General features: G+C 66.5%; 35 protein-coding genes and 1 pseudogene. 7 read left to right on the top strand and 29 right to left on the bottom strand.

Annotated features, from left to right (window positions below; translation table 11 throughout):
* Positions 1 to 34: 34 nt before the first annotated feature.
* Together AB8M46_RS17430 and AB8M46_RS17425 are read right to left on the bottom strand one after the other, a co-directional pair.
* Positions 35 to 595 carry a PH domain-containing protein gene (locus AB8M46_RS17430; RefSeq protein WP_016331479.1) on the bottom strand — a complete coding sequence of 187 codons (561 nt, stop codon included), beginning with the start codon at positions 593 to 595 and terminating at the stop codon, positions 35 to 37.
* 24 nt (positions 596 to 619) lie between these two features.
* Positions 620 to 781, bottom strand: coding sequence for a hypothetical protein (locus tag AB8M46_RS17425; RefSeq protein WP_005167589.1), 162 nt, complete (start codon positions 779 to 781; stop codon positions 620 to 622).
* A gap of 186 nt (positions 782 to 967) precedes the next feature.
* On the opposite strand from AB8M46_RS17425, the gene AB8M46_RS17420 reads away from it, so the two are divergent.
* Positions 968 to 1,381 carry an NUDIX hydrolase gene (locus AB8M46_RS17420; RefSeq protein WP_037332103.1) on the top strand — a complete coding sequence of 138 codons (414 nt, stop codon included), beginning with the start codon at positions 968 to 970 and terminating at the stop codon, positions 1,379 to 1,381.
* A 617-nt stretch (positions 1,382 to 1,998) separates the two neighbouring features.
* A pseudogene (locus AB8M46_RS17415) lies at positions 1,999 to 2,964 on the top strand (PHP domain-containing protein); the annotation flags it as partial.
* Positions 2,965 to 3,263: 299 nt separating this feature from the next.
* Here AB8M46_RS17415 and AB8M46_RS17410 read toward each other — a convergent pair.
* From AB8M46_RS17410 to AB8M46_RS17390, 5 genes are all read right to left on the bottom strand, one after another.
* Positions 3,264 to 3,773, bottom strand: a complete 510-nt coding sequence (locus tag AB8M46_RS17410; RefSeq protein WP_394360756.1) for a helix-turn-helix domain-containing protein — start codon at positions 3,771 to 3,773, stop codon at positions 3,264 to 3,266.
* Positions 3,770 to 4,138: a hypothetical protein gene (locus AB8M46_RS17405; RefSeq protein WP_394360755.1), complete on the bottom strand. Its 369-nt coding sequence runs from the start codon at positions 4,136 to 4,138 to the stop codon at positions 3,770 to 3,772. Before AB8M46_RS17405 ends, AB8M46_RS17410 begins: the two co-directional genes overlap by 4 nt.
* Positions 4,139 to 4,394: 256 nt before the next feature.
* Complete coding sequence (locus AB8M46_RS17400) at positions 4,395 to 4,625, bottom strand: DUF397 domain-containing protein (protein ID WP_394360754.1); 231 nt, start codon at positions 4,623 to 4,625, stop codon at positions 4,395 to 4,397.
* Positions 4,622 to 4,894 (bottom strand): hypothetical protein, encoded by a 273-nt coding sequence (locus AB8M46_RS17395; RefSeq protein ID WP_394360753.1) that lies wholly within the window; start codon positions 4,892 to 4,894, stop codon positions 4,622 to 4,624. The genes AB8M46_RS17400 and AB8M46_RS17395 overlap by 4 nt, the downstream gene beginning before the upstream one ends.
* 350 nt (positions 4,895 to 5,244) lie before the next feature.
* A complete protein-coding gene (locus AB8M46_RS17390; RefSeq protein ID WP_394360752.1) occupies positions 5,245 to 5,610 on the bottom strand; it encodes a hypothetical protein in 366 nt (121 codons plus the stop codon).
* A gap of 130 nt (positions 5,611 to 5,740) precedes the next feature.
* Between AB8M46_RS17390 and AB8M46_RS17385 the strand changes: the two genes are divergently transcribed.
* The 5 genes from AB8M46_RS17385 (at position 5,741) to AB8M46_RS17365 (ending at position 8,925) form a co-directional block, all read left to right on the top strand.
* Positions 5,741 to 6,106 (top strand): hypothetical protein, encoded by a 366-nt coding sequence (locus AB8M46_RS17385; protein ID WP_394360751.1) that lies wholly within the window; start codon positions 5,741 to 5,743, stop codon positions 6,104 to 6,106.
* 195 nt (positions 6,107 to 6,301) lie between these two features.
* On the top strand, positions 6,302 to 7,507 hold the full coding sequence (locus AB8M46_RS17380; protein WP_394360750.1) for a helix-turn-helix domain-containing protein: 1,206 nt from the start codon (positions 6,302 to 6,304) through the stop codon (positions 7,505 to 7,507).
* Positions 7,508 to 7,736: 229 nt separating this feature from the next.
* A complete protein-coding gene (locus AB8M46_RS17375; protein ID WP_394360749.1) occupies positions 7,737 to 8,147 on the top strand; it encodes a hypothetical protein in 411 nt (136 codons plus the stop codon).
* Between the two features lie 14 nt (positions 8,148 to 8,161).
* Positions 8,162 to 8,641, top strand: a complete 480-nt coding sequence (locus AB8M46_RS17370; RefSeq protein WP_394360748.1) for a histone-like nucleoid-structuring protein Lsr2 — start codon at positions 8,162 to 8,164, stop codon at positions 8,639 to 8,641.
* Complete coding sequence (locus tag AB8M46_RS17365) at positions 8,638 to 8,925, top strand: hypothetical protein (RefSeq protein WP_394360747.1); 288 nt, start codon at positions 8,638 to 8,640, stop codon at positions 8,923 to 8,925. Before AB8M46_RS17370 ends, AB8M46_RS17365 begins: the two co-directional genes overlap by 4 nt.
* Before the next feature lie 95 nt (positions 8,926 to 9,020).
* On the opposite strand, the gene AB8M46_RS17360 is transcribed toward AB8M46_RS17365, so the two are convergent.
* The 22 genes from AB8M46_RS17360 to AB8M46_RS17255 form a co-directional block, all read right to left on the bottom strand.
* Positions 9,021 to 9,326 carry a hypothetical protein gene (locus AB8M46_RS17360; RefSeq protein ID WP_394360746.1) on the bottom strand — a complete coding sequence of 102 codons (306 nt, stop codon included), beginning with the start codon at positions 9,324 to 9,326 and terminating at the stop codon, positions 9,021 to 9,023.
* Positions 9,326 to 9,982, bottom strand: coding sequence for a peptidoglycan-binding protein (locus AB8M46_RS17355; RefSeq protein ID WP_394360745.1), 657 nt, complete (start codon positions 9,980 to 9,982; stop codon positions 9,326 to 9,328). Before AB8M46_RS17355 ends, AB8M46_RS17360 begins: the two co-directional genes overlap by 1 nt.
* Entirely contained in the window at positions 9,983 to 10,129 is a 147-nt protein-coding gene (locus tag AB8M46_RS17350) for a hypothetical protein (RefSeq protein WP_181771297.1), read from the bottom strand. It abuts the gene before it with no gap.
* 13 nt (positions 10,130 to 10,142) lie between these two features.
* On the bottom strand, positions 10,143 to 10,658 hold the full coding sequence (locus tag AB8M46_RS17345) for a hypothetical protein (RefSeq protein WP_394360744.1): 516 nt from the start codon (positions 10,656 to 10,658) through the stop codon (positions 10,143 to 10,145).
* Positions 10,651 to 10,911, bottom strand: a complete 261-nt coding sequence (locus AB8M46_RS17340) for a hypothetical protein (RefSeq protein ID WP_394360743.1) — start codon at positions 10,909 to 10,911, stop codon at positions 10,651 to 10,653. Before AB8M46_RS17340 ends, AB8M46_RS17345 begins: the two co-directional genes overlap by 8 nt.
* 18 nt (positions 10,912 to 10,929) lie before the next feature.
* Positions 10,930 to 11,469 carry a hypothetical protein gene (locus AB8M46_RS17335; protein ID WP_394360742.1) on the bottom strand — a complete coding sequence of 180 codons (540 nt, stop codon included), beginning with the start codon at positions 11,467 to 11,469 and terminating at the stop codon, positions 10,930 to 10,932.
* Positions 11,469 to 12,587: a hypothetical protein gene (locus AB8M46_RS17330; protein ID WP_394360741.1), complete on the bottom strand. Its 1,119-nt coding sequence runs from the start codon at positions 12,585 to 12,587 to the stop codon at positions 11,469 to 11,471. Before AB8M46_RS17330 ends, AB8M46_RS17335 begins: the two co-directional genes overlap by 1 nt.
* Before the next feature lie 25 nt (positions 12,588 to 12,612).
* A complete protein-coding gene (locus AB8M46_RS17325; protein ID WP_394360740.1) occupies positions 12,613 to 13,812 on the bottom strand; it encodes a hypothetical protein in 1,200 nt (399 codons plus the stop codon).
* 3 nt (positions 13,813 to 13,815) lie between these two features.
* On the bottom strand, positions 13,816 to 14,142 hold the full coding sequence (locus tag AB8M46_RS17320) for a hypothetical protein (protein ID WP_394360739.1): 327 nt from the start codon (positions 14,140 to 14,142) through the stop codon (positions 13,816 to 13,818).
* Between the two features lie 31 nt (positions 14,143 to 14,173).
* A complete protein-coding gene (locus AB8M46_RS17315) occupies positions 14,174 to 15,121 on the bottom strand; it encodes a hypothetical protein (RefSeq protein WP_394360738.1) in 948 nt (315 codons plus the stop codon).
* 9 nt (positions 15,122 to 15,130) lie between these two features.
* Positions 15,131 to 18,586 (bottom strand): tape measure protein, encoded by a 3,456-nt coding sequence (locus AB8M46_RS17310; protein WP_394360737.1) that lies wholly within the window; start codon positions 18,584 to 18,586, stop codon positions 15,131 to 15,133.
* 261 nt (positions 18,587 to 18,847) lie between these two features.
* Positions 18,848 to 19,240: a hypothetical protein gene (locus AB8M46_RS17305; RefSeq protein ID WP_394360736.1), complete on the bottom strand. Its 393-nt coding sequence runs from the start codon at positions 19,238 to 19,240 to the stop codon at positions 18,848 to 18,850.
* 50 nt (positions 19,241 to 19,290) lie between these two features.
* Entirely contained in the window at positions 19,291 to 19,539 is a 249-nt protein-coding gene (locus AB8M46_RS17300; RefSeq protein ID WP_394360735.1) for a hypothetical protein, read from the bottom strand.
* Between the two features lie 53 nt (positions 19,540 to 19,592).
* Complete coding sequence (locus tag AB8M46_RS17295; protein ID WP_394360734.1) at positions 19,593 to 19,814, bottom strand: hypothetical protein; 222 nt, start codon at positions 19,812 to 19,814, stop codon at positions 19,593 to 19,595.
* Between the two features lie 88 nt (positions 19,815 to 19,902).
* Entirely contained in the window at positions 19,903 to 20,592 is a 690-nt protein-coding gene (locus tag AB8M46_RS17290) for a hypothetical protein (RefSeq protein WP_394360733.1), read from the bottom strand.
* On the bottom strand, positions 20,593 to 21,009 hold the full coding sequence (locus AB8M46_RS17285) for a hypothetical protein (RefSeq protein WP_394360732.1): 417 nt from the start codon (positions 21,007 to 21,009) through the stop codon (positions 20,593 to 20,595).
* A gap of 1 nt (position 21,010) precedes the next feature.
* Entirely contained in the window at positions 21,011 to 21,328 is a 318-nt protein-coding gene (locus tag AB8M46_RS17280; RefSeq protein WP_394360731.1) for a hypothetical protein, read from the bottom strand.
* A complete protein-coding gene (locus AB8M46_RS17275; protein WP_394360730.1) occupies positions 21,328 to 21,660 on the bottom strand; it encodes a hypothetical protein in 333 nt (110 codons plus the stop codon). The genes AB8M46_RS17280 and AB8M46_RS17275 overlap by 1 nt, the downstream gene beginning before the upstream one ends.
* On the bottom strand, positions 21,657 to 22,019 hold the full coding sequence (locus tag AB8M46_RS17270) for a hypothetical protein (RefSeq protein WP_394360729.1): 363 nt from the start codon (positions 22,017 to 22,019) through the stop codon (positions 21,657 to 21,659). Before AB8M46_RS17270 ends, AB8M46_RS17275 begins: the two co-directional genes overlap by 4 nt.
* Positions 22,020 to 22,022: 3 nt before the next feature.
* On the bottom strand, positions 22,023 to 22,199 hold the full coding sequence (locus AB8M46_RS17265) for a hypothetical protein (protein ID WP_394360728.1): 177 nt from the start codon (positions 22,197 to 22,199) through the stop codon (positions 22,023 to 22,025).
* 112 nt (positions 22,200 to 22,311) lie between these two features.
* Positions 22,312 to 23,301, bottom strand: a complete 990-nt coding sequence (locus AB8M46_RS17260) for a DUF5309 family protein (RefSeq protein WP_394360727.1) — start codon at positions 23,299 to 23,301, stop codon at positions 22,312 to 22,314.
* 46 nt (positions 23,302 to 23,347) lie between these two features.
* Positions 23,348 to 23,980, bottom strand: coding sequence for a hypothetical protein (locus tag AB8M46_RS17255; RefSeq protein WP_394360726.1), 633 nt, complete (start codon positions 23,978 to 23,980; stop codon positions 23,348 to 23,350).
* Positions 23,981 to 24,018: the final 38 nt, after the last annotated feature.

The following is a 24,018-nucleotide window of genomic DNA, read 5'->3' as shown; positions in this document are numbered from 1 at the left end:
GATGCGCCAGGTCACAGCGACCCCGGGACCTGCGCTAACCGACCTTCTTCTTGCCGCGGGCCGCACGCTGCGCCTTGATCATCGAAAAGCGCTCGGCCTGCTTCTGCTTGTCGCCGAAGACGAGCTCGGAAATGGTGTCGTAGAACTCTTCCGGCTTCGGCAGGTAGTCGATGCGGTTCAGTGCCTGGATCTGACCGGCGGACTCGACCACCATGGTCCCGTACCCCATCATCCGGCCCCAGGCCGAACGTTCGTAGGTGAGGTCGGTGACCTTGGTGATCGGCATCATCAGCACCTTGGTGGTGTAGACGCCGGTCGTCATCACGAACCGTTTGTCCGTGACGACCAGTCGCTCGACCCACCACTCCATCACCACGTACGCGAAGCGCAGGATGACGAGCAACGCGGCATACCAGAGGATGTTCTGGATGACCCACGCGGCGGGCGGCAGCAGGTAGGACACCAGGACGCAGATGGCCAGCAAGGCCACCGCCTCGAAGGTGTCCCACAGCAGCACCGCCCAGTGACGGCGGATCCTGATGACCCGCCGCTCGGTGTCGAGGAGATACTCGTCTGGATCGCGTGGGGCGAACATACCGATAGAGTATCCGCTCCTCCGCTAGCTGAAGACGTTGCTGACGAAGGTGATCACCGATTCGGCCGAGTCACGCAGGAAGCCGATGATGTTTCCCACGAGGCCCGCGGCCTGACCTGGCTGCGCGATCACGAAGAACAGCACCAACGCGATTCCTGCGAAAGTGAGGAGCTTTTTCGCGTTCACAGCGATCAATCCTGTCTCTTACGGTGACTGACTGCGGATACTGACCATTCATTTTGTACCGCACCTTCCACCGGCGCGGGAGAGAAGTCCCGCGCTTGGGTCAGCCGGCAGGGGGAAGTGTACCGCACGGCTACTCTCCGTGTACAGGACAGCCATTGTCAGGAAGCCCGCGTCTACCATTCGGGAATGAACACCGTTTCGGACAGCACCGTCCGCTGTGTCGGCGGCATCGTCCACGACGAACTCGGCCGGATTCTGCTGATCCGGCGCGCGAATGAACCCGGACGTGGACTGTGGTCGGTCCCCGGCGGACGCGTCGAACCAGGCGAAACGGACGAAGCGGCCGTCATTCGCGAGATGCGTGAAGAGACCGGGCTCGACGTGATACCGGGCACACCTGTCGGCAACGTCCGGCGCGGGCCGTACGACATCCACGACTACGCCTGCACGGTCGCCGGCGGCACTCTCCGTGCCGGGGACGACGCCACCGACGCCCGGTGGATCGACGCCGAAACCTTGATCGAACTCGACAAAGGCGGCCGGCTGGCCGAACTCCTGTTCGTCACTCTCCGCGACTGGGGAGTGCTGCCGACCGGTTAACCCGAAAGACGCGGGATAAAGCAGTGCGCAAGGTGAAAATTATCCTCGCCGACGCTTTCCCGTCACCTTCGAAGAGCGGAAACGCTAACGACCATCAGTCGCTGACGGGGCTCCGGCCGGGTTCGCGCCGACCGCCCACTCACGCATGCCGTCCGTCTGATCACGCGTGACGTCCACTCAGGCGCGCGGAAGTACCCGTTCGGCCCAGGGTCTGTACCTACCGGCCCGAAGTCCGTGAAGGCCTCCTTGTAAGGACCTGTCACGTGCTGACCTGGTGTTTTAGGTGGCTCAATGCCTGCCACCAGGCCATATTGTACACAGGCTGTCTCACGAAGTTGTAAGGAAGTGTCAGCTTGTGAGCAGGGCTTATCTGGGCTCTGCCCACACTCTGCCCACGGTTCGGCAGTCGGCGGCCCGGCCAGTTCATCGTCCGATGGCTGGTCGGGGCCTCCCCTCGCCCGCGATACCCAGACAGGTGAAACCCCCGTCATGCCGAGGGGGGAGGGAGGCATGCCGGGGGTTTCACCACGACGCTACAGCGGAGCGGCGACGGTCGGCAGAACGTGACGCTCGGCTACGCTGTGACCCTCCAGTTGAAGCCCATCAACCGCGTCGCCATGACGCACGGGGGGATAGAGCCTGTGGCGGATTCGTTCGTTCACCTGCACGTTCACACCGAGTACTCCATGCTCGACGGCGCTGCGAAGGTCGGCCCCCTGTTCAAGGAAGTGGTCCGGCTCGGGCAACCGGCTATCGCCATCTCGGACCACGGCAACATGTTCGGAACCGACGCCTTCTACCAGGAATCGCTGAAGCACGACGTCAAGCCGATCATCGGTATCGAGGCGTACGTCGCTCCCGAGAGCCGTTACCACAAGAAGCCGGTCTTCTGGGGGCAGTCGAACCAGCGCAACTCCGACGAACTAGGCGAGGGCGGAGACGTCTCGGGGGCCGGAGCGTTCACCCATATGACGATGTGGGCCGAGAACGCAACCGGCCTGCGGAACCTGTTCCGGTTGTCGTCACGAGCTTCCACCGAGGGGCAGTACCGCAAGCCCCGGATGGACCGCGACCTGTTCGAGGAGCACCACGAAGGCATCATCGCGACCACCGGTTGCCCCTCGGGCGAGGTGCAGACGCGACTGCGGCTGGGGCAGCGCACCGAGGCGATCCAGGCCGCGTCGGACTACAAGGACATCTTCGGCGCTGGCAACTTCTTCCTCGAACTGATGGACCACGGCCTGCCGATCGAGCGCTCAGTCCGTGAGGGCCTGTTGGAGATCGCCAAGCTGCTCGACCTCCAGCCGCTGGCCACCAACGACTCGCACTACGTCACCAAGGACCAGGCCGACACCCACTCGGCGCTGCTGTGTGTGCAGGCGGGCAAGACGCTGAACGACCCGACCCGGTTCAAGTTCGACGGCGACGGTTACTTCCTCAAGACCGCCGAGGAGATGCGCGAGTACTGGGACAAGGAGGTTCCCGGTGCCGCCGACGCGACGCTGATGATCGCCGAGCGGGTCGAGTCCTACGAGGAGGTTTTCGCCCACAAGGACCGGCTGCCGAAATTCGTCGTGCCGGAGAAGCCGCTTAGCCCGCTCCAGCGCGCGGCGAAGGAGACCTTGAACGCTCACGCGATCAAGCCGGAGAGCGTCGGTCACGCGCACCCGCTCATCCTCCGCATGGAGGTCGAGGAGATGAAGTGGCGGAACGCCCTGGAACACGTGCGTTCGTCGCTCGACAGCCACCGCGGGACTACTCCCGTGGTCCTGACTCTGTGCCACGGTGACGAGGAGACCGTAGTCGTCGCCGAGGACTACCCCGTCGCGTTGTCCGGCGATCTGCTCCGGGAGCTTTCCTCCGTCGAAGGCATGGTCGTCGCCTAGTCGTCGTCCGGCGTCGCGCGTCCGATGTCGGCGCGCGACGCCTTGAACTCGGGGGCGAACTCGCGCAGGCGGACCTCTAGTTCCGGCTGGGCAATGCCGCACAAGGTGGCGAGCGGCGGCAAGGCGGCGACATTCACGAAAACGTGGGCAGGACCGGCCACGAGAGCGGCAAGCCGGCACTCCGCCCATTCTCGGAGCGAGTAAAGGGCCGGCTCGTCGCTGACGATGATCCGTTCTAGATCCACAGGGATGAACTTCCCCGATGCACGTTCATGAACTTCCCTCAACAGCTCGACGGGGTCTCGATCGAGCGCTTCGCTCAGCTCGATGAGCCGCACCAGGGAGACGTGGCGCGTACCCAGCTCGTAAGTCGCAACCGTCTGCGTCGAGAGGTTGCCGTCCAATCGCTGGGAGAACTCCAAGCGCGTCCACTGCTTCCTCGCGCGATCCGCTCGAAGCGCCTCGCCAAGGAATGAGCGGTATTTTCCGGCCTCTTCGGTGTTCACCGGTTTGGCCCCGTCCGGGCCGGGGAGTTGGGGTCTCCGCACGGCCCAAACACGAGGCACGTCGCCAGCTCGGCGCGGTCGATTCGGACCGCATGCCATTCCCAACGTTCAAGGCAAGCACGGAAACGCGGGTGGCCGGGGCCAACCTCGATCGGCACCTGCTGCCCGCGATGCCGATCGCATCCGCGATCGACCCCGCACGTGAAGACCGTGGCGGTGACCTTGCCGTCGACGAGCTCCACGAGGCAATCGAGCGTGGACAGCACCGTCATCCCGTCGATATACGTTCGACTGTCCTCCGGGAACTTCCCGCCGAAGCTCTCGTTGAACCCGAAGAGGACGGTGTTGGCATCGTTGTCCAGCACTCGCCATCCTCGCCTGCTGAACCATCGAACGATCTTGTCGGTGTCGCGACCAAGAGGGCCGCGCTCGTCACTTATCAGCCGACCATCTGGCGTGATCACCTCAAGAACCGTGACGTCACAAGGCTTCCCGTTGAGGCTGGTTCTGCGGATTGCTGGTAGCTCTGACACGAGACCGCGTAACTCCTGGATATCGGAGGAAGCGGGACTCCCGTGGGTGCCGCGCCCGCCCCACGGAAGTCCCGCTCAGATCAGCTGACTAGACGATGCCCTGGTCCCTCAGACCGTTCACGAAGTTCGTCAGCTCGGCCCCCGTGGCGCGGATGACCGTGCCGTTCGGGTCCTGGTTGTTCCGCAGGGCGTAGCCACCCTCGACCGACGCCAGTTCCAGGCAGGTCTCCTGGTCGCCGTCGTCGTCCCCTCCGGCACCCCCGCCGCAGAACGTCGTCCACTGCGCATCGGTGAGATCCGACTCGAAGAGATTGCTCACGTGCGTTCTCCTTCACTTGGTTGAATCGAACTACCTTCTTGCGCCTCACACGCGACATCCACGTGCGAGGAACTCTTCTCGTGACCGCCATGGACCCCTTCGAGCACATCAGCGTGTGCGGCGAGGTCGCCCGCCAGTTGGCAAAGCTCGTCCGCTAGGCCGCGCAACTCGCCGGCGGATCGTGCGGTGGCGATGAGCAGGTCCACAGGCAAGTCGCGCAGGCGCTTTCGTGCGCGCTCGGCCGCGCGGACGAGTTCGTCGTCGTTCAACGTGCTACTCCTGCCTCAGCCGTTGAACCAGCCACCGTTCGGCTTCTGTTCAACGGTTCCGGGAGGCACTGGCTGCGGTTCGCGGTTGGGTAGAGGCGGGCGGATCGGCGCGACTCGCGGAGAGGATCGGACGGCTCGTATGGGGCGTGGAGTTGTTGCCCAGCAGGCGGCTTTCGGGCAGTACTTCGCCTCGGCAGGAACATCCCCGAGCATGCACACGGTGCCGCACGCCGAGATCGCCCAGAACCTTCCGCGGGCTCGTAGCGCCCGAGCGGGCGAGCTGATCCGGTGGAGGACGTCGCCATGGAGAACACCCGGCCAGGCGTGCGGGGCACCTGCTGACCCATGGCTCACAACCCGCAACCGGGCAGCACAAGGCTGCTCGACGGACGAAGCCCGAGCGTCGGCGCTCCGGGCGCTCCGGGAGCCGCTAACTCCAGCAGTTCCTCAATGACGTCCGCGACCATGCCATGCTGTTGCCACACAGGGGCCGCCGATCGATCGCCGCGCCGAACATACTCGTGGGCGTTCCACCGTGCTGCGATCGCTTCGTCGATCGCTCGAATCGAGATCGTCTCGATAGCGCTATCTAGGCGACGCCGGTAGAACAACACGTCCATGTGGAAAAGCGGGATCTGCTCGAAGCCGAGGATGACAGCGCGGGCGATGGCATCGATATGTGGCTGTTCCTCTGCGGGGATGTCAGTTGAGGGCATTCTGAACCGTCCTGGTGTGTGTGAACCGTCCTAAGCGTTGGTGGCGGTGACGGCCCCAGCGGCGTTTCCGCATGCACTGGGACCGCCACCGTCAAGCCCCGCCCATTGCCGCCGCCGAGCGGGGGGCTTCTTGGCTGCGGGTCTGGCCGAGGCGTCCGAGGGAACGAAGCTTCCAGCGCCGCCGGGCTCGGCGGTGTCGGCGTCGTCGCCCCAGCCGTGGGCCATCCATCCGAGCTTGGAAATCAGGGAGAGCCTTGCGAGCGCGCAGGAAGAGGACGCAGCTGAGGCATCGGGCTCCGGGCTCGTCGATGGCCAGCGTCGGCAGCACGATGTGACCGCACACCGCCTCAAACTCGCCCGTGTGCTCGATGATGGCTGGACCAGCAATCTCGTCGAGGACCGCGTGCTCAAGGCCGTCAAGGTCCCTGCACCGATACCACGTGTAGAACAGCTGGTCAGCCTGCGTTCCCATCTGCACCAACTCCACGAGCGGTAAGGCGGATCGCTCCGCGCGGCGGGTTGCGGCTTGTGACCGCCCGTCGTTCCCGATTGCACTGGGAGTGACTGTATTGGCGTAACGTGACGCGAAGTGACAAGGAAGTGACAAACCTCGATCGCGATCGGTCGCACCTCGTGTCGGCACGTAGCATCGATCTAGACCGCCGACCTGATCGTGGAAGGCTCGAAGACCATGGACCAGCCTGAGTGGGGCGTTGGCCTCCAGCTGAAGATTGAGCGCAAGCTACGCGGAATCGGCCAGGTGAAGCTGGCGCAGATGGCGAACGTGTCGGTCTCCCTAGTTCGCAAGGTTGAGCAGGGAGCCGTGCCTGCGTCGCCCGCATTCGTGTCGTCGACGGCACGGGCGTTGAACATCGGCGTCGACGACCTGCTCGGACAGCCGTACAAGCGAAGCAGCCCGGACGAGCGCAACCTGCACGCAACAGTTCCCCCGCTTCGCCGGGAACTGGCCGCGTACAAGATGCCGCCGGAAGACGGCGTCCAACCGCGCTCGATGCACGAACTCGCCGCGGAGGTCGCGCGGGCCTCGACACTTCGGCATTCGGTCGACCTTGACGCGCTCGGCGCAGTGCTGCCGGGACTTCTTGCGGACATTCGCGCCAAGACCTGGCTGACCGACGGAACCGAACGCGAACGAGCCTTCGGCATCAGGGCAGAGGCTTACTACGCCGCGAGCCAATTGGCCTACAAGCTCGGTTACATCGATCTCTCGTCATTGGCGGTCGATCGCTACGAGTGGGCCGCTGCGCAGAGCGGCGACGAACTCGCTGTCCTCGTCGGCGACTACCAGCGCGCGGGCGAGATGATCAGCGCCGCAGATTGGGAGAGCGCGCAGCGACTGCTGGCTGCGAGCCGGGCGCGCATCGAAGACCTGATCGGCGGAACGGACAAGCCGACGATCGCGGTGTGGGGCAACCTGCACCTCAAGTCTGGCCTGGCGTCGGCCCGCGCGGGCGACATGGACACCGCCAATGATCACCTCGCGGAAGCGCGCGAAGCAGCGATGCGCCTCGGTGGAGACCGGGACGATTACCGGCTGTGCTTCGGCCCGACGAACGTGGGCCTGTGGTCTGTCGGCCTCGCGGTCGAGGCGCTGGACGGGACCGAGGCCGTCAAGCGTGCTGAACGCATAGTGATTCCGAGCGGGACTCAGCGCGAGCGAGTGGGACACCACTGGATCGACCTCTCGCGCGGCTATCTCCTGCACGGCGATTACGAGAAGGCCACGAGCGGTCTGTATCGGGCGAAAGAGATCTCTCCGCAGCAAGCGCGCTTCCATCCGATGTTCCATGAGACCGTCCGAGCCCTCGCGCGCAAGCGGCGGAAGGCCGACCCTGTTGCACGTCTGGCCGCCTGGGCGGGCGTGAAGGGCGTCTAGGCTGCGAGTTCTCGCAAAGCCCCGTCACTCCTTCGTAGGCGTGGCGGGGCTTCTTCATGCACCTTGACCGCCACTCAGTGCGCCGAATGTAGCGACTTTGCTGCTGCATTCGGGTGAACGCTGATCATTTCAGGCTCGGATTCGTGTCGTTCCTGTTGCATGTGAATGCCCCAACGTGCACTGTCGTGTTAGTAAATGACAGTTTTTCGCAAGGGGAGGCGGGCTGGGGATGACGTCCAGCTACCTAAAAGGACTCGATCGCGACGTCCTGGACTACCTGGAAGGTGCACCGTCGGAGTTCCTGAAGTGTCGCATGCGCGGGCACGACTGGGACCTTCTGCACGACGGGTACATCGTGCAGGAAGAGGGCGTTCACGCTGGTTGCCTGACGGAGCATATGCAGTGCTCCCGCTGTCAATCGAGCTGCGTGGATACCTTCGACAGCGCCACATTGGAGCGCGTGTGTTCGCGGGAGTACTCCTACACCGACGGCTACCTACAGCAGGGGCTCGCGGTACCGCGAGTGGTCGTACGCCGCTATCGCGCGCAGGAGGCCAAGGTGCTCAAGATGCGTCCAGGCTCGGCGCAAAAAATCGCAACTCGTAAGCCGCGCAAGACACCGGCCACCCGCGCCGCGTAAGGGGAACAGCACCGATGGCAGAGATCACCCAGACCTTGGTCGTCGATGACTTCGACAAGACCCAGGCCGCCGACGAGACCCTTTTGTGGGTCTTCGACGGCGAAGCGCTTCGGAGCGACCTGACACGTGAGAATGCGGCTGAACTCCGAGCGGCTATCAAGCCGTTCCGCGACTCGGCCCGCTCGCTGGGAAAGCAGAAGGTCGTGGGGCGCGCGAAGACGAAGCGCGCCGCCCGCTCGGTTCCGGCGACACCCGTTCCGGACGAGGAACCAGCGGCTGAGCCGATCGACCCGCGCTGGTTCCGAAGCATCCGGAACGGGCCGGTCAAGATCGAGGCGGCGAAGAAGAAGTACCGCGACATGGCACGTAAATGGGGCGAGCAGCGCGGGTTCGAGATGGGCCTTCGGGTGCCGCAGGAGGTGTTCGACGCCTACCACCAATACCGCGAGAGCAAGGGATTGCCGGTAGGCCCTGCCTCCGTGGGGTTGGAATGACGATCTATGGCTACGCGAAGGTTCCGCCGAAGACCCCCGCCGGGGTGCTGGAAGAGTTGGGTTGGTGGCTGCGCTGGTACGGCTGCACGCACGTGATCACCGACGTCGGCCAGGGCGGCAGGCTCACGCCAGGATGGCGCGCACTGCTGGAACGAGTGCAGAACGGTGACACCGTCATGCTGCTGGTTCTGTCGACACGGGCGGCGCGCGATGTCCTGGACTCCCTGATTGGCAAGGAGGTGACCGTTCACTTCCTGCCTTCGCCTCTCGCGAGTGCGAGCTGACACGACGAAATGGCCCCCGCCTGTCCGTCCGGACAGGCGGGGGCCTCTTCGTGGGATGGGCGGGCCGGCTGGAGCTTCGCCGTGTTGGCGAACCCTTACAGCTCTGGATCTAGCGGGACCACAGCTGGAACGAGCGGCGTACCCGTGTTGTCGCGCGGGTCCGCCACGGGCGTCACCTGAGGTTCGGATCGGTCGAGGACGTGCAGCTGCGCGACGAACGAAGTCACCAGGGTGATCAGCGTGGCGAGCGCGGCGGCGATGTTGTCGAGCAGTGTCGCCTGCTGGCTGTTGAGCAGGCCGAAGGACACAGCCGCCGCCACGAGTGTGCCGAGGATGGTCTTCCACGCCCCGCTGCGGATGGATTCGAGGATCGGCCGTGGCCGAGTACGAGGAGCTGCCATCAGCGCAACCCCAGCTTCGCCCAGGTCTGCGCACCCACGATGCCGTCGACGGCGAGGCCGGACCGGCGCTGGAACTCCTTCACCACGGCGGTGGTCTTCGCGCCGAACACTCCGTCGACTGCGAGCTTCGAGTACGCGGGGTAGACGCGGTTGAGGAACGCTTGGAGTTCCGTCACTGCCTGGCCAGTCGAGCCCGCTTTCAACGTCGGTCGACCGGACGGCGGTGTCGGGCCTGGCCCGCCCCCGACGATTCCCCACGATCCGCGGTCGTCGTAACGAGTGCGAGAGAACGACACGTGGAGGTGGCTGGTGTGCGGGTTGCTGCCGGTGTAGGCGTGCCAGCCGGTGAAGTCGTTGTTCGTGATCCGGCGATTGAGGATCACGTACCCGCCGCCGGTCAGCCGACTGTCGCCGTTCCGGCCGCGCTGGCGCAGGTACTCGGCGAGCCAGCCGGAGTCGATGCCGTCCACGTCGATGTCGATCGCGCGGACGACGCCGACGCCCGCCGCGTCTTTGACCCAGGGGTTGTGGTCGCTGGATCGGCTCGCGTGGGCGGCGTCGCCGATCGTGCCGTCGCTGGACCGATCTCGGTTTGGCCAGCGGGTGTTCACTTCGTTGCGCAGATCTACGAGCGCGTTGGCGAGTCGCCACGCCAATCAGGCGTCACCGTCCTTGTCTGCTGGTCGTCCGGTGTCTTCCGGGGCGTCGGCTTCATCGCCGACGAACTTGGTGATGTCCTCGTGGGATTCCTCGGCCGCGGTGGCGGCGGTCGGTTCGTCGGCGGGCGATCCGGGTTCGGTCATCCGTTCCTCTCCTTCACTTGCACAGGTCTCGCGGGGGTGGCGGGTAGGGGTGCTGCTGCCGCTCGGTCTCGGCCTTCGCGCGCTTGGCGAGGTAGTCACCGATGGCGGCGCGGACCTTGTCCGGCGGGATCGGCGAATCGGCGAGGTAGCCGCTCATCGTCTTCATCAGTTCGTCGAGGGCGTTCTGCGCGTCGGTCGTGGCGCTGGCCCTGGCGTCGAGGGCATCGGCGAAACCGTTGCTGTACGCCTGCTGGCACTCGGTGATGCGGCGGGTGGCGTTGTTGGTGGCGATGCCCTGCGCCACGGTGAGCACGCCGAGCAGGACCACGACGACGCCGAGGACGAACTGTCCGGTCAGCAGACGCCGGCGGGGCGTGGGCGGATGCTGTTCGGTCACGGTGTCCTCCGTGGTGATGGCGATAGCGACTCGGTGGACGTCGCGGGCAGCGCGGCCGACGAGGTACCCGACGACGAACCCGAGCACCGCCCACCCGGCCGACTCCGTGAGGTAGGTCCACAGCTCACTCATCGGGGCTGTCCTCTTCGTCAGGCTTGGATTCCTGGCCGTCTCCGGCGACCAGCTCAGCCAGCCGTTGGCGGGCACGCTTGACCTTCGCCGTGTTGCGATGTCCGAGGGCGTAGACGGCTCCGACGACGATCGCGAAGATCGCGTTGATGGTGGGGTCGTGCCGGTCGGGCGAGATGAAGCCGACGATGACGTTGCCCGCCCAAGCGAGGGTGATCAGGATGGTGAGCGCGGTGACCAGTGGCCGGGGTAGCACCTCAGCGTCCCCCTGCCGTCATTGGGAACTCACGTACTGAAGCGTGATCTCGGTCGGGACGCCGAACAGTGCCGCCTTCAGTGTCGCGGTGGCGGCACACCAGTTCGACCAGTAGATCTTGTCGCCGACGTTGAGGTAGACCCGTGAGCGCAGCGCGTCGAGGACGGCACCGTCGGAGCCCTGTTGAGGGATCTGCCCGCCGTCGGTCGCGAGGGAGTTGCCGACGCTGGTCGCATTGTTCGCCGTGACCTTCGCGCCAGCGACCGCTGAAGCTCCGGTGACGGCGCTATGGAAGTGGACGCGGTAGTACCCGGCTCGGGCGACGAGGATGTAGGACGGGTTGCCGGTCGAGCCGCCGACGAACTGGGACAGCGGATCGTAGGTGGCGACCCAGCCGGTCTGCGCGAACGTGTCGATTCCGCCGGGCAGGCTTGCGTCGCCGCCGAGCCGGACCACGCACGCCGAGGGTGTCGGCTTCGCGCGGCTCAGCTCGTCGATTCGGGTCTCCAGCGCGCGGATCTGGTCGGCCAGCGTGCCGTTGCCCGGTGGCTGCGGCATCACAGGGCCGCCGGAGTCGGCTGAAGATCGAGCTGCACGGAGGCTTCGTCCTTACTGCTGAACCCCAGGATTCGCCGTCGGTACTGTCCGTCCGGGATCCAGGGATGGCCGCTCACTCCGAAGGTTGGGGCGTCGCCGAGGCTCCAGCCGCCGAGTGCTGGCGAGACCTCGACCCCCGCTCCTGTCGCGCCGTCGATCCTCACTGAGCACTTCCAGGTCTCGGTCGGCGTCCGGAACGCAGCGAGGTCCGCGGCGGCGTAGCCCTGCAAGGTGTTCAGCTCGGTGACCGAGGTGTGGTCGCCGTCGACGTAGTCGGTGGGCGGGAATCCGAGACCGACGAGCGTTGGGTCCTCGGCGTAGCCGGTGAGCATGCTCCGCTCGCTGCCGGACCCCCTGACCCACACGCGGGTCGCTGGCGAGGCCGAGCCGTTGACGTCCACGTCGATGGCCGAGAGCGCGCCCGTGTAGTCCCAGACCGCCGCTGATTGCGGGTCGCCCAGCAGTGGGCTGCCGATGAGCATCTGCCAGCGAAGCCGGTTCTCGCCCGGCACGAGGTACGGCCAGAAGTCCAGCTCCGGTCCCCCAATGACCCCGGCGAGATCTTGCAGGCGGCTCCAGACCATCGCGAGGTCGTAGCCGTAGTACGTCCGCGTCGCCGTGCCGCTTTCCGGCGCTGGCAGATCGAGCGGCAGGTTGTAGCCGGTCTGCGCGAGGTTCACGGCGACGATCTCCCGCGCGATTCCCCGCAGGCTCCGGTTCGAGATCGTGACATCTTCGCTGGGGTTCACGATTGCCGTGTACGGCAGGGAGTTGCGCAGCACCCGCCGGTCGAACAGCGCGGCAAGCCCGGTGCCGGAGACCGACAGGGTGCGTGTGCCCTCGTCGTAGGAGTAGCTGAACGTCGGCCCGGCCTGGACGACCACCGAGCCGCACAAGATCGCCCAGGTGAACCGTCCGGCGTCGGTGAGCGCGTGGAAGTCGAGGGACGCGTTCGCCGCGTCGTCCGGTATGACGTTGACCGTCCACTGGCCTCGGTCCGTGATCTTGCGCGAGAACGACGGCAGGTCGCGCGGCGTCACGTCGGCGAGCAGCGCCCCGGTTGTCGTCTCTGCGACCATCACCCTCCACTCAGGACTCAGATGGTCACACCGCTGGCGGTTGTACGGTCGAGGGATAGACCAACGCGCTGAGCACGTTCTGACCGACGTCGTTGCCCCGGTACCCGAAGCCCGAGTACTGGCTTGCGCTGTCGCGCATGCCGCAACTGAGCACAATGGTCTGAGAGCCGGTCAGAGGTCCGTAGTGCATCGGCGCTGTGTTGGGGACGAACTGTTTGTCGGTGGACGTGCCGTAGGAATTGAACCTGGTCCAGTTGATGTCCACACCGTTCATTGAGCCGATGTTGATCCGCAGGTCCGCAGCCGAGTTCGCCGACAAAGTGATGACCGCCCGTCCGGTCGGGTACACGAAGTAGGGCACGCCGGGATCGCTGATGGTTACCCGGCAGATCTCTTTGGCAGCACCGAAACCGGAGGTGAAGGTGAACTCGCCGGGTGGCGCTGCGGCGTAGTACCTGAGGCAGTTGTATACGCCGCGCCAACCTGACGTCGAGGCGTCGGATCCGCCGCCATACCAGACCTGGTGCTGGAAACCGGGTGCCTGCACCCAGCGCTGGTCGCCCGGATATGCGCCCGCTTCCAGGAACGCGGGCGAGGTCGGGCGGGCATCCTCGCCGTAGAGCGCGCGAAGTCCGCCGCGAGCAGTCAGTCCGGGGCCGCGCAGGTCGCGAATGTCCGCCGACGTGAGCGCGGTCGCGCCCTTGGCGACGGTCACCGCCGCGAGCGGAGTCCATCCAGCGGTCGGTGTCGGGACCGGGACGCTCGGTGTGCCTGTCGCCGGATCTCCCTGCCAGACCTCGATCGCGAACTTCCGCACGTTCGACGTGGAGGCGATAGCCGGGTTCAAGTCGTCATAGACCCTCGCGATCACCAGGTCGATGCGGTTCGTCGTCGAGCTGGCCGCCGCGAGGTTCAGCGACTTCACACCGTCGAGGGCGCACATGTACGCGCCCATCGACGGCGTGTTGATCACCGCGTTGCCCATCTCGACCGTGACAACCAGGCCCGAGCTGGCGGGCCTGACCCGCATCGCCATGTGTGAGCTGCCGCCGACTCCGCCTGTGTCGCCGGAGGCCATGACGCCGCTGCGGTAGTCGATGAAGCTGAGGTTCGGGCGTGGCATGAGCATCGACGCGAGGGCTAGCCGGGCGTCAGTGAGCCCGATCCGGGATTGGACCGCCCAGGGATCGATCCCCGAGGTCGCCGACGCGCCAAGGGAAACCATCGGCTACGCCTCCGGCTCCGAGGGGGTTGGCGGCGCGGGCCACTGGGTCATGATCGGGCGCAGCCCGGAGGCACGCAGGACCTCGTCGGTCATCGCGGTGTTTCCCTTGTAGAGCCAGTCGCCCAGCCGTAGCCAGTAGTAGCCGAACCAGCGGATCGTCGTGCCGTCGTCCGCCATCCGGACGTTGGTCGAGCCCTGGCCGCCGAACGCGTAATTGATCCTGTCCTGGAACCACTTCGCCTGGCTCACGTCGGTGTACCGGACGCAGTCGGTAGCCTCGACGGACTGGAAGTAGACCGGCGGATCGGGCTCGTCGGAGTACACGCCCATGCTGGATGTCCTTTCGTGTAAGGGAAAAGGGTTAGAACCACGCGGACCGGAAGTCGGCCGTGACGTAGCCGGTGTCAGTGGGTGGTCCGCTGTGGGTGAGGCCGACCGACAAGACGCCGGGGCCGCCGGTTCGGCTGGCCGGCGGGATGGCGAAGCCGCCGAACTGAGCCGGGTTGAGAAGCTGGCGACGGACGGCCATGCCGCCGAGCAGGACGCTCGGCGCGTTGGGGTCGATGACCACGAACTCGCCAGGGATGAGCGTGCCGTTGTACCGCATGGTCGACGCTCCGGCCGTGAGCATCGGGCTGGTGAGCGGCCCATACAGGGTGTAGGTGGGCGTGGTCGGCGCGCTGCCACGGTTGGTGAGACGCATGAACCCGCTGGCGTTCGAGATCCCGAAGTTCAGGCCGTCGTCATCAGCCCCCATGCCGAAGAACAGACCTTGGTTCGCATCGGGCTGAACCACCTGGCTGAAGTCGAGACCGTCAAGGGCGTCACGCGCCAGACCAGAGGACATCGTCTGCCGCTCGACCGAGTACTTCGCCGGGTCTGGCGCGACCACCTGAAGGCTGAACTCGAATCCAGGTTCGCTCACGACTCCCAGTGGCGTACACAGGATCTCGTCGTCCAGGAACACGTCACACGTCAGCGCTCCGAGCTCCGACAGGCACGTCAGGGGCCGCGGTGACCTTGGATCTGACAGCAGCCCCAGCAGGTTCGCCTCGGCCTGCCGCAGCACGGTGAAGTCGTGGGCGTACGCGCGCCCGGTCAGCGAGATGGTGCGTTGCTTCTTCCAGCCCGGCGACCGATAGGCACCGTGTCGCGCCAGGCGGGACGAGAACTGGGCGTTGGTGCCCGGTGAGCCCCAGAACCCTCGCTCCTGCGTCAAGATCCACTGGACGCCTGCCGTGTCGCGGACGTCTCCATCGGGGTGCATCGTGAGCCAATCCAAAGTCCAGACGTGTGCGCCCTCGGGCATCGCCACCCCCTACAACCTGGCTCCGAGCGCAAGGTGGCGGTCCACCGAGTGCGCAATGTGGTCGGGGTCGGCATCGGTGCGCGCGTAGACGGTGACGTGCGGCCGGTCTGGCTGTTCTGCGGCGCGGCCGATCATGTCGAACTGCTCGGACGTGAGGACCGCCTCCGGCTTGCCCGTGCCGTTGTACACAGTGGACAGACCAGGCGGAAGCCATCCGCCGCTGTCGTAACCGCGAGGTGTCGACCCGACGGCCTGCTGCACGTTGAAGATCGAGCCGTACCGAGCTCGGATGTAGTTGATTCCGGCGACGATGTTCGCGATCGGATCGAAGATGTCCGCCGAGAGGCGCTTGTCCCGGTAGGCGTTGAACGTCGCGCCGATGGTCTGCATGAGACCTCGGCTCGGATCGCCGCGCCTGGCGTTGCTATCCCAGTTATTCGTCGCTCGGGGATTGCCGCCGGACTCCCGCATGATCAGCGTGTGCAGCGGGCCGTACCAGTTCGCGGGCACGCCAGTGAACCCCATCGCAGCCTTGATCCAGCCGTCGAGATCGCCGCCCGCTGTCGCCGTACCGCCGCCAGAGGAGAACGGATTGATCTTCTCCCACAGCCAGTCGACCGCCTTGCCGATCAGTTCGGCCGGTGCTTTCGCCAGCATCGAGACCCACGGCGAATCCGCGAAACCGATGTGCCCCTTCACCCAGCCGACCGGATCGGTGAACAAGTCGACCACGGTTTCGCCAACACCCTCCACAAAGGACAGCAGCGAGCCGACCACGCCGCCACCCGCGAAACGTGGCAACCCGCTGCCGACGACCGTCGCCGGGCGGCCCGAAGCGGAAGCGTTAAGTGCCAGCACGTTCTGTGCGCCGACCATCCGCGTGGCTTCGGGCGTCAGCACGGACTCGCCGGGCGAGAGCAGCGCCGGAACGATGTCGCGTCCGGGTGCGTATCCGGGAAGGACCCCGCCTCCGGCAAACGCGATCGGCTTCGCCTCGGCGAGCTTGCCCAACCCCAGAAAGTCCGCGACCCAGTTCCATACAGCTCGGATGCCGTGGTTGTAGACCTCGTTGATCACGAAGTTCGCGGGGACTGCGGCGATCTTTCGGATGCCGTCCCAGACGCCCTTGATCCATTCGACCGCCGACGAGAAGGCTTCACCGACCGCGCGTACCGCCGTCTTCGTCGCGTCGAAGGCTGGCGCGATGACGTGATCGTGCACCCAGCGCAGCGTGGTTCCCAGACCGTCCCAGGCTGGCTTGATCACGTTCTGATACACCCAGGTGAAGGCAGAGCCCAGCGCGTTCAGGCCGTCCCGAAGCAGTCCGAACGTCGGCAGCGCCACGTTCTGATACAGCCACGAGATCACCGCGCCGATGCCATTCAGAGCAGGCTGCACGGCATTGGTCCACAGCCACGTTGCGGCCGAACCGAGCCACTGGATCGCGCTCACGATCCCGTCTATCGCGGGCTTTATCGCGCCGGTCCACAACCACCCGAAGAAATCGCCGATCGCCGAGAGCGCGGGCTGAAGGGCGTTCTGCCACAACCAGATCCCGATCGCGGCCCAAAACTGGTAGTACGCAACAATTCCGTCGATGGCAGGCTTGATCGCTTTTTGCCACAGCCACATCGCGAGATCGCCGATCCAGCCGAAGATCGGTTGGAGGACCGTGCTCCATAGCCACTGCGCGACGGCTGCCAGAGCGCGGAAGGCGAGTACGAACGGCGTGACCAGTACCGTGACCACGATCGCCGCGAGAATCCGCGCGGCGAGGCCGATGAACGAGAACACGGGCGACAACACGTTGTGCCACAACCACAACGCGGTCCCGGCGATCGCTTGAAGGGCCGGGCCGATGGCGACTTGCCACAGCCAGGTGAAGAACTCGCCGACCGCGCGGGCTCCAGTCACGATGCCGTCGAACGCGGGTCGCAGGACGTTCTCGTAGGCCCACTGCGCGGCGGTCTGGATAGCGGACCACACCGCCAGCACGACCGAGCGGAAGCCCTCGAAGTTGTTCCAGGCGTAGATGATCCCGGCGACCAGACCAGCGACGAGCGCGATGATCAATCCGATCGGCGAGGCGGTGAACGCCAGGCTCAGCAACGTCCAGGCGATGCGCACGGCGAGGATCGCGCCGCGTACCAGCTCGATCGCCTTGGTGACGGCCCCGACGGCTGCGGCGACTCCGTACCAGGCAAGGAAAGCAGCAGCCACGCCGACGATGACCGGCATCAGCGGGCGTACCCACCCAGACACGGTGACCAGCGCGGGTCCTACGACGTCGCGCAGCAAGGAGCCCGCCGCCCGTAGGGCGGCGAGCAGAGCGCCGCCGACGATGACCGCGACCGGCTGGACTGCCGTCCACAGGTTGCGCAGAGCCGGAACGACCGAGCCGGTGATGAACGCTCCGAGATCACGGAAGGTCGCTCCGACGATCGCGGACACGGGACTGGCGGCCTCCTGGAACCGCGCGATGAGCGCGGGCAGCGCACCCAGGCCGTCGGAGAGGACCGCGAGGCCACTCTTGATCGCGGGCAGCGCGGGCGTGACGAGCTGACCGAGGGCCTTGTTGACGTTGTCGGTGAAGTTCGACCAAATCCCGACCAACGTCGTGGCCTGGTTGGCCATCATCCCGGCGAACGCCTGTGTCTCCCCGGCTGCGCCGCGCGTGCCCTGCTCGATGCCGGACATGAGCTTCGGGATCGCCTCGGCGCTATCCACGAGCCCCTTGGAGATCATGTCCTGCATCGCGGCGGTCGTAGTGCCGTAGGCGTTCGCGAGGATGCGCAGCGCCGGGATACCGGCCTCGGTCAGCTGAAGTAGCTCGTCGCCCTGGACCTTGCCCTTGGCCGACATCTGACCGATCGCGAGCACAACCTGCTGGATCTGCTCGGCGGAGCCACCCATCCCGGCCACCGCGTCGCCGATCGCCGTCAGGGTCGGCAGCACGTCCTTCGCCGCGAACCCGAACGCCATCAACCGCTGTGCACCAGTCGTGACGCTCGGGAGATCGAACGGCGTCCTCGCCGCGAAGTCCTGGAGCTGCGCGACGAACGACTGGGCCTTCTGCGCGCTGCCGAGCATGGTCGTGAACGCCATCTCGGCCTGCTCCTGGCTGGCCGCGAATCGGATGCCCATGCCCACCGCGGCGACGCCAGCACCGGTCATCACCGTCCCGGCCGTCAGGCCGTAGCCCGCCAGGATCGTGGTCGCGCCCCGAATCGGAGCGGTCAGACCGCGACCGATCGCGGTGCCTGTCCGGCTCAGCGCGCTTTCGCTGAGCGTGGCCATCGACCCGAAGCCCGCGCCCACGCCGCTGGTCGCGTCCGAGATCGTGCGGAGTCGGCCGCCGACCGTTCCGGCTGCGCCCGAAAAGGCTGACGCCGCGACCTGGCCGGAGTTGAAGCCGTCCCGGACCCGCCCGAGGACCGGGCTGACCTTCGCCAGCTGGTCGAGCACCGGAGCGGTTCCGCGAGCGATCGCCGACATCGAATCCGAACCGGAGTCGCGCAGCTCGTCGAAGCGGCCCCGCAGCCGGCGAAGCGTGCTGGACAGTCCGGTGTCGACACCGCCGCCGAGCTGCCGTCCGACCTGCTGCCCGGCCTGGCCCCCGACGCCACTGAGCGCGGAACGGATCTGCGTCTCCGCCGAGGTACCGAACCCTCGCAACGTCGGGAGAATCTGGACGTAGGCGGTTCCAGCGGAGTACGCCACGGGGGATCACCCCCTGCCGAGCATCATCCGGACACGGTCTCGATGACGTTGCTGGCTGGCTGCTGCCTCGATCCGGTCTCGCGCGAGCCGGGGTCGGGGCATCGGTGTGGCCGTCTGGCTCTTGCCTGTGCGCTGAGCTTCCAGCGACGAGCGGATGTTGAGCAGGATGTCCGCGACGTCGGTGAGGATCGCGCGCTCGGGCGTCCAGGTGTGCGCGTCGACTGTCCGGAGATTTGAGGATCGACGTCCCGCCGTGTCTTCGATCTCGTGAAGCCGTCGGGCCAGGTCGTCGTTGTCGTGGATCGCGACCTTGTAGTGGCTGTGGTCGGGCAGCCGTTCGATCAGGCGCAGTAGTTGCGGCCACGGGCGTTCGGACCGGAAGAAGGTGAGGAGATCCAAGTCGAGTTCGGCTTGGAGGTCGTACTCGATTGCCTCGCCGTAGTCCTCGATCAGCGCGACGAGGCCCGCGTACCCCCCGGCGGGGCCGCCGACAGGCCGAAGTGGTCGACGAGATCCGCGACCAGGCCGTTGAGGACGCTCGCGGGCTGATGGCGCACCAGCTCGTAGATCTGCTCGGCGTGGTCGCCGGTCAACAGCTCCAGTGTGCGCCGCGAGCTACGCGACTCCTCGATCTCCATTACGGTGTCGGCGTCGGGCGCGGTGATGCTGATCTGCTGGTCGTCGTCGAGCTCCAGCACGAACGGGGCGGCTTTCGCTTCGGCTACGTAGCGGTTGAACTTGTACGTCTTGGTCAGAGCGTGATCTCTCCTGCAACGGTCGCAGTGTCGTTCTCGGCGTGCTCAGGAACGGCCGGCGGGGTGGTGCGCCGGGAACGGGGCCGGGTGTGCGGCCGATCCGTCTCCTTGGTGTCCTCGGTATCGAGGGTGTAGCCGTGTCCGAGCGTCAGATTGGTGACCTCGGCTTCGTCGTCGGTCTGATAGGGCCTGCCGTCAGGCGTGCGCAGTGTCGGCATGGCGGCCTCCTTGGTCGTGAGGTGGGAAAAGGGTGGCGCGACGCCACGGCCACCCCGACCGTGAGCGCCGCGCCACGTCTGGGGCCGGTCAGCCGCCAGCGGGCGGGGCCGCGGTGAAGCCCATGTCCGCCAGCAGTGCCTTCCAGCCAGGGCCGCCGAAGAAGAACCGCATGGCGGTCTTGGCCTCGTCGTCGTACTTCGCGGTCAGCGTGACGTCGTAGCCCACCGGGTCATCGCCGTCGGACCACTTCTGTGCCCCCGTCTCGGTGACCGTTGCCTTCGGCGCGACCTTCGCGACGTAGATCGCGTCTGCGCCGACGCCGTCGACGAACAGCCCGAACGCGCGGAAGTAGCGCGTGTTCGGCCGGGCCGGGCGATCGAACCGCACTTCACCTGTCGTTGCGTCCGGGGTGACACCGGAGAGGTTCAGGCCCTCGTACAGTTCCAAGGTCCGGCGCTTGGTTTCCTGCGCAACGAACTTGAGACCGTCAGTCTGCTTGGTGATGTCGGTCCGGGTCGGCTCGACCGCGCCCCAGGACTCGACCTCCGAGGTATCGACCGAGCGGCTCCATGTCGCTCCGTCGCTCTTGTCGACCCAACCGATGTCCTCGTATCCCGGCGGGAGCGCGAGCAGGTCCCCGCTAGCGCCGGACGTGAGTGCCGTGGGCAGATCAGCGGAATGGTCAGCGATGAAGACCGAGCCTTCGAGCGCCTTCCGGATCAGGTCGCTCTGCTTCTTCTTGAGCTGGTCGTAGGTAGTCGTTGTGGGGGCGGTCAATCAGTGAACCTTCTCCTCTGCGGGTCGTGCGGCCGGTCGAGGGCGACGCCAGGCCAGACGGAAGTAGGCCACGACTCGCCGAATGTCCTCTGTGGTCGCGTAGGGAACCTGGGCAGGCGGGTTGTCCGTGCGGGCGTCGTCGACGAGCACCCCGTCGACGCGAGTCCGGACGCTGCCGAGCACGAGTTGGCGGCACTGCTCGGCGAGCTGCCATGCCTGCGCGCGGTCTTTGCCGTAGCAGGCAATCTCCATGCGCGGATGGTCGGTGATCCCGTCGTCTGAGCCACCGACTCGTTGAACGCGGATCAGCGGAGGAACCAACTCGGCCGGAGTCGCGGTCACGGTTGGGGCGAGCGGTTCGAGCAGGGCCAGGAGCACGGTTTCGGCGTCGGGGAACGGAGGCATCACCATGCCCACGTCAGCCTGCCTCCACGATGTCAATCGTGCGGGCGAGGACGTGGTGTGGCTGGTTCTGGTGGTCGTTGCCCCATTCCACTGCCGCAGAGTGCGGCGCGGTCGCGACGATGAGCCCGACCGGCCGATCTCGCCGCCGTCCGCCGAGTCCTCCGTCCTCGGCCTGGATTCCGGCCGCGTACTCCCCGGTTCGGCGCGGTGCGATGGTCTCGGCGAACTGTGCGCCACCTCGTGCGCGGTCCATGATCAGCCCGTGAACCTCGGCTCCGCGTAGCAGCTGCGCGAGGCCGCGGTGGTCGGGTACGAACTCGACGTCGGCCATCAGCCCGTCATCCTCTCCAGGTTGATCACGCACACTCCGTAGTTCGCGGTGAACGGACTCGGATAGCGCTGGGGCGTGCCGACGATCTGCCACTGAGTGCCGTCGGGCAACGTCACGCGGTCGGTGGCCAGCACGTCCGCCTGTAGTCCTGTGTAGACGGTCATCCGCGCGGTGATCTGGTCCGCGCGGTCGGTCGTCTCGCTCGATCCACCGGGGGCGAGCACGCAGTCGTCGACCAGGTGCTCGGTGGCGGGCAGTGGGTCGCCGTAACGGTTGGTGCCTGCTGGACGGGAGATCGTGAGCTGCTGCCCGATCAGTCCTTCGGGGGTCACGGGCCGATCCGAGGTACAGGCACGAACGTGCCGATGCTGAACGCCTTCCCACGTCCGGCAGCCTTGCGTAGCCGCATCCGTTGGTCGTGGGTGAGCCCGCCACCGGATGCCCCGTTGGCCGCATAAGTCGCGGAGTACGGGCCGATGGTGGTCGACGTCGCGCCGCCAGGTGTCGGCACAGCCGCCTTGCCCAGCTCCAGCGCCACGGCCGTGACGCCAGCCGGCAGTGCGTCCGGAACCGGCCCGATCTCGGACGAGATCTCTGCCAGGACCCAAGCATGGATCGCAGCACCGGTCTCGTCCGAAACCGGGCGGCCGGACAGCGCGGCGAGCGTCGCGGCGGTGAACAGCTCAGCCACCGACTACTCCGGCTGCGTCCGGCGGCCTTCGGACTTTCCAGCCTCGCGCACGCCGAGTTCGGCCGGGAGCGTGCGCAGCGCGGCGGCGGTCTTGGCGTCGACTTCGGCTTCGCCGTCGACGAACGTCACGCCGAGGTCGTGCACGATCAGGCCGGGGTGCTGCTCGCAGGTGAACTTCACGACGTCCCCTTCTTCTTGTTGTGGCTGCCCTTCTTCGGGCCGGGCTTCTGCCCACGCCCGGAGACCCGCTTGTCCGCTGGAGTGCCTTTGCTAGGTGTTCCGCCCATGCCGATCACGCAGCCACGGGGGTCGTGGTGAGGCCGGTGATCTTGCCGTGAGAGCGCTCGTTGCCGTAGCGCAATCCGCATTCGCCGTAGATCTGGTACTTGTCGCTGGAGCCGGTCTTCGACAGGGGCTCGGTGAACAGGAACCCTCGGCCGGGGATGCGCAGGAAGACCGGGGCCAGCTCGTCCAGGCTCGCGACCACGACCGTGTCGGCGGGCATGTACCGGTTGAGCATGATGTTGAGCCGCCCGAAGTCGGTTTCGATCGTCTGGAGCGAGACGCCGCCGACGTTGCGGGTCTGTTCGCGATAGTCGCGGTCCTCGATGAACGCCTTGGTCAGCTGCCGCTTCTGGAAGGCATTGCAGATCAACGTGGCGGTTTCCGAGACCGTGATTCCGCCGTTCTGCCACGTGGTCTGAAGCAGGTCGATCACCATGTCCTTCGTCAGAGGCTTCGCCGTGGCGTTGGTGATGACGTTGGTCTGGATCGCCTGGAGCAGCCCCCGCGACTTACGGGGCTGGGTGTTGTCCGTCGGCTGGGCGAACGTGCCGGTGATGAAGCTCAGCTCGATGTCGCGGGCGATCTGCTCCAGGTGCCGCTGGGTCTGCCACACCAGCTCGTCACCCACGGGGTTGGTGCCGGTGACGCCTGCCGCCGTCGGCACGGCCGAGCCGGTGCCCGCGAACTGGCCGGTCGCCGCTTCGCGGGTGTAGCTGATGGACAGGGCTTCCTGGTGGATCTCGACGACGTTGAAGCTGTTCGTGCGCGTCCGGGCCTCAGGTGCCGGAGCGTCCGCGCCTTCGAGCCGCTGCCGGGTGTTGTCGGCGGCGCGCAGGTCGTAGGACTGCCACGTGAAGATCGTGGAGTCGGTGGACTGCCCGCCGGTCAGGCCGCCGATCGAGGACAGCAGCGGCGTGTCCGTCGGCGTGATTCCAAACAACTCGCCCACGTAATTGGGGCTGTTGAACGTATTGAGCATGCCGGTGATGCCGGGCATGTGTTGTCTCCTGTTCGGCTACGACGCCGAACACCACAACCACAGGTCAGCGCGGGGCCTTCTGCGTGAGCAACTGCTGAGTCTTGAGTCGCAGCGCCTCGCGGGTATCGCCCTTGCGCTCGGCCTCGCTGATCTGGTCAGCGACCGAGACGCCGCCTCGCGCGCCCTGGCCCGCATCGGGGCTCGGGCCTCGTCGACCGGTTGCCGCCGCGAGGTGCGGGCGGTCCTTGAGCACGGCGGCGACGTCGGCGGCGATGGCCTTGACGTCGATCTCGCCGTCTTCGCCGACGTAGCGGTCCTTCTCGTCGAGGTAGCGCGGTGCGTCGGCGGGCGTGGCCCAGCCATGCGCGGCTGCCCGGATCTCGGCGTTGACGGCGGCGGTCAGGGCCGCCTTGGCGCGGGCTTCGGCCTGCTCGGCGCGGGCCGCGCTCTTCTCGGCCTCCGTGCGGTTGGCTTCCTCGGCCTCGTCCCACTGCTTCGCCTTGTTCCGGTTTTCGCGAGCGCGCGACTCCCACTTGCGGGACTGGGCTACCGCCTGCTCGTAGAGCTTCTGGTAGTCCTTCTCGTCCTCGGACGTGGTCTCGCCGGTGGGCCGCTCGGGCTGCTGCTCGGTGCTCTCCTGCTGTGTGGTGTCGGTGTTCCCGCTTTCGGCGGGCGCGTCGGTGGTGGTCTCGGACATGGGTGTTCCTTCCCGTGCGGGAGTTCCGGACGGTGGCG

Origin of the sequence: Amycolatopsis sp. SB7-3 (assembly GCF_041021335.1) — a bacterium.
In the GTDB taxonomy this organism is placed as follows: domain Bacteria; phylum Actinomycetota; class Actinomycetes; order Mycobacteriales; family Pseudonocardiaceae; genus Amycolatopsis; species Amycolatopsis japonica.
This window is presented reverse-complemented; position numbering and strand designations above follow the sequence as displayed.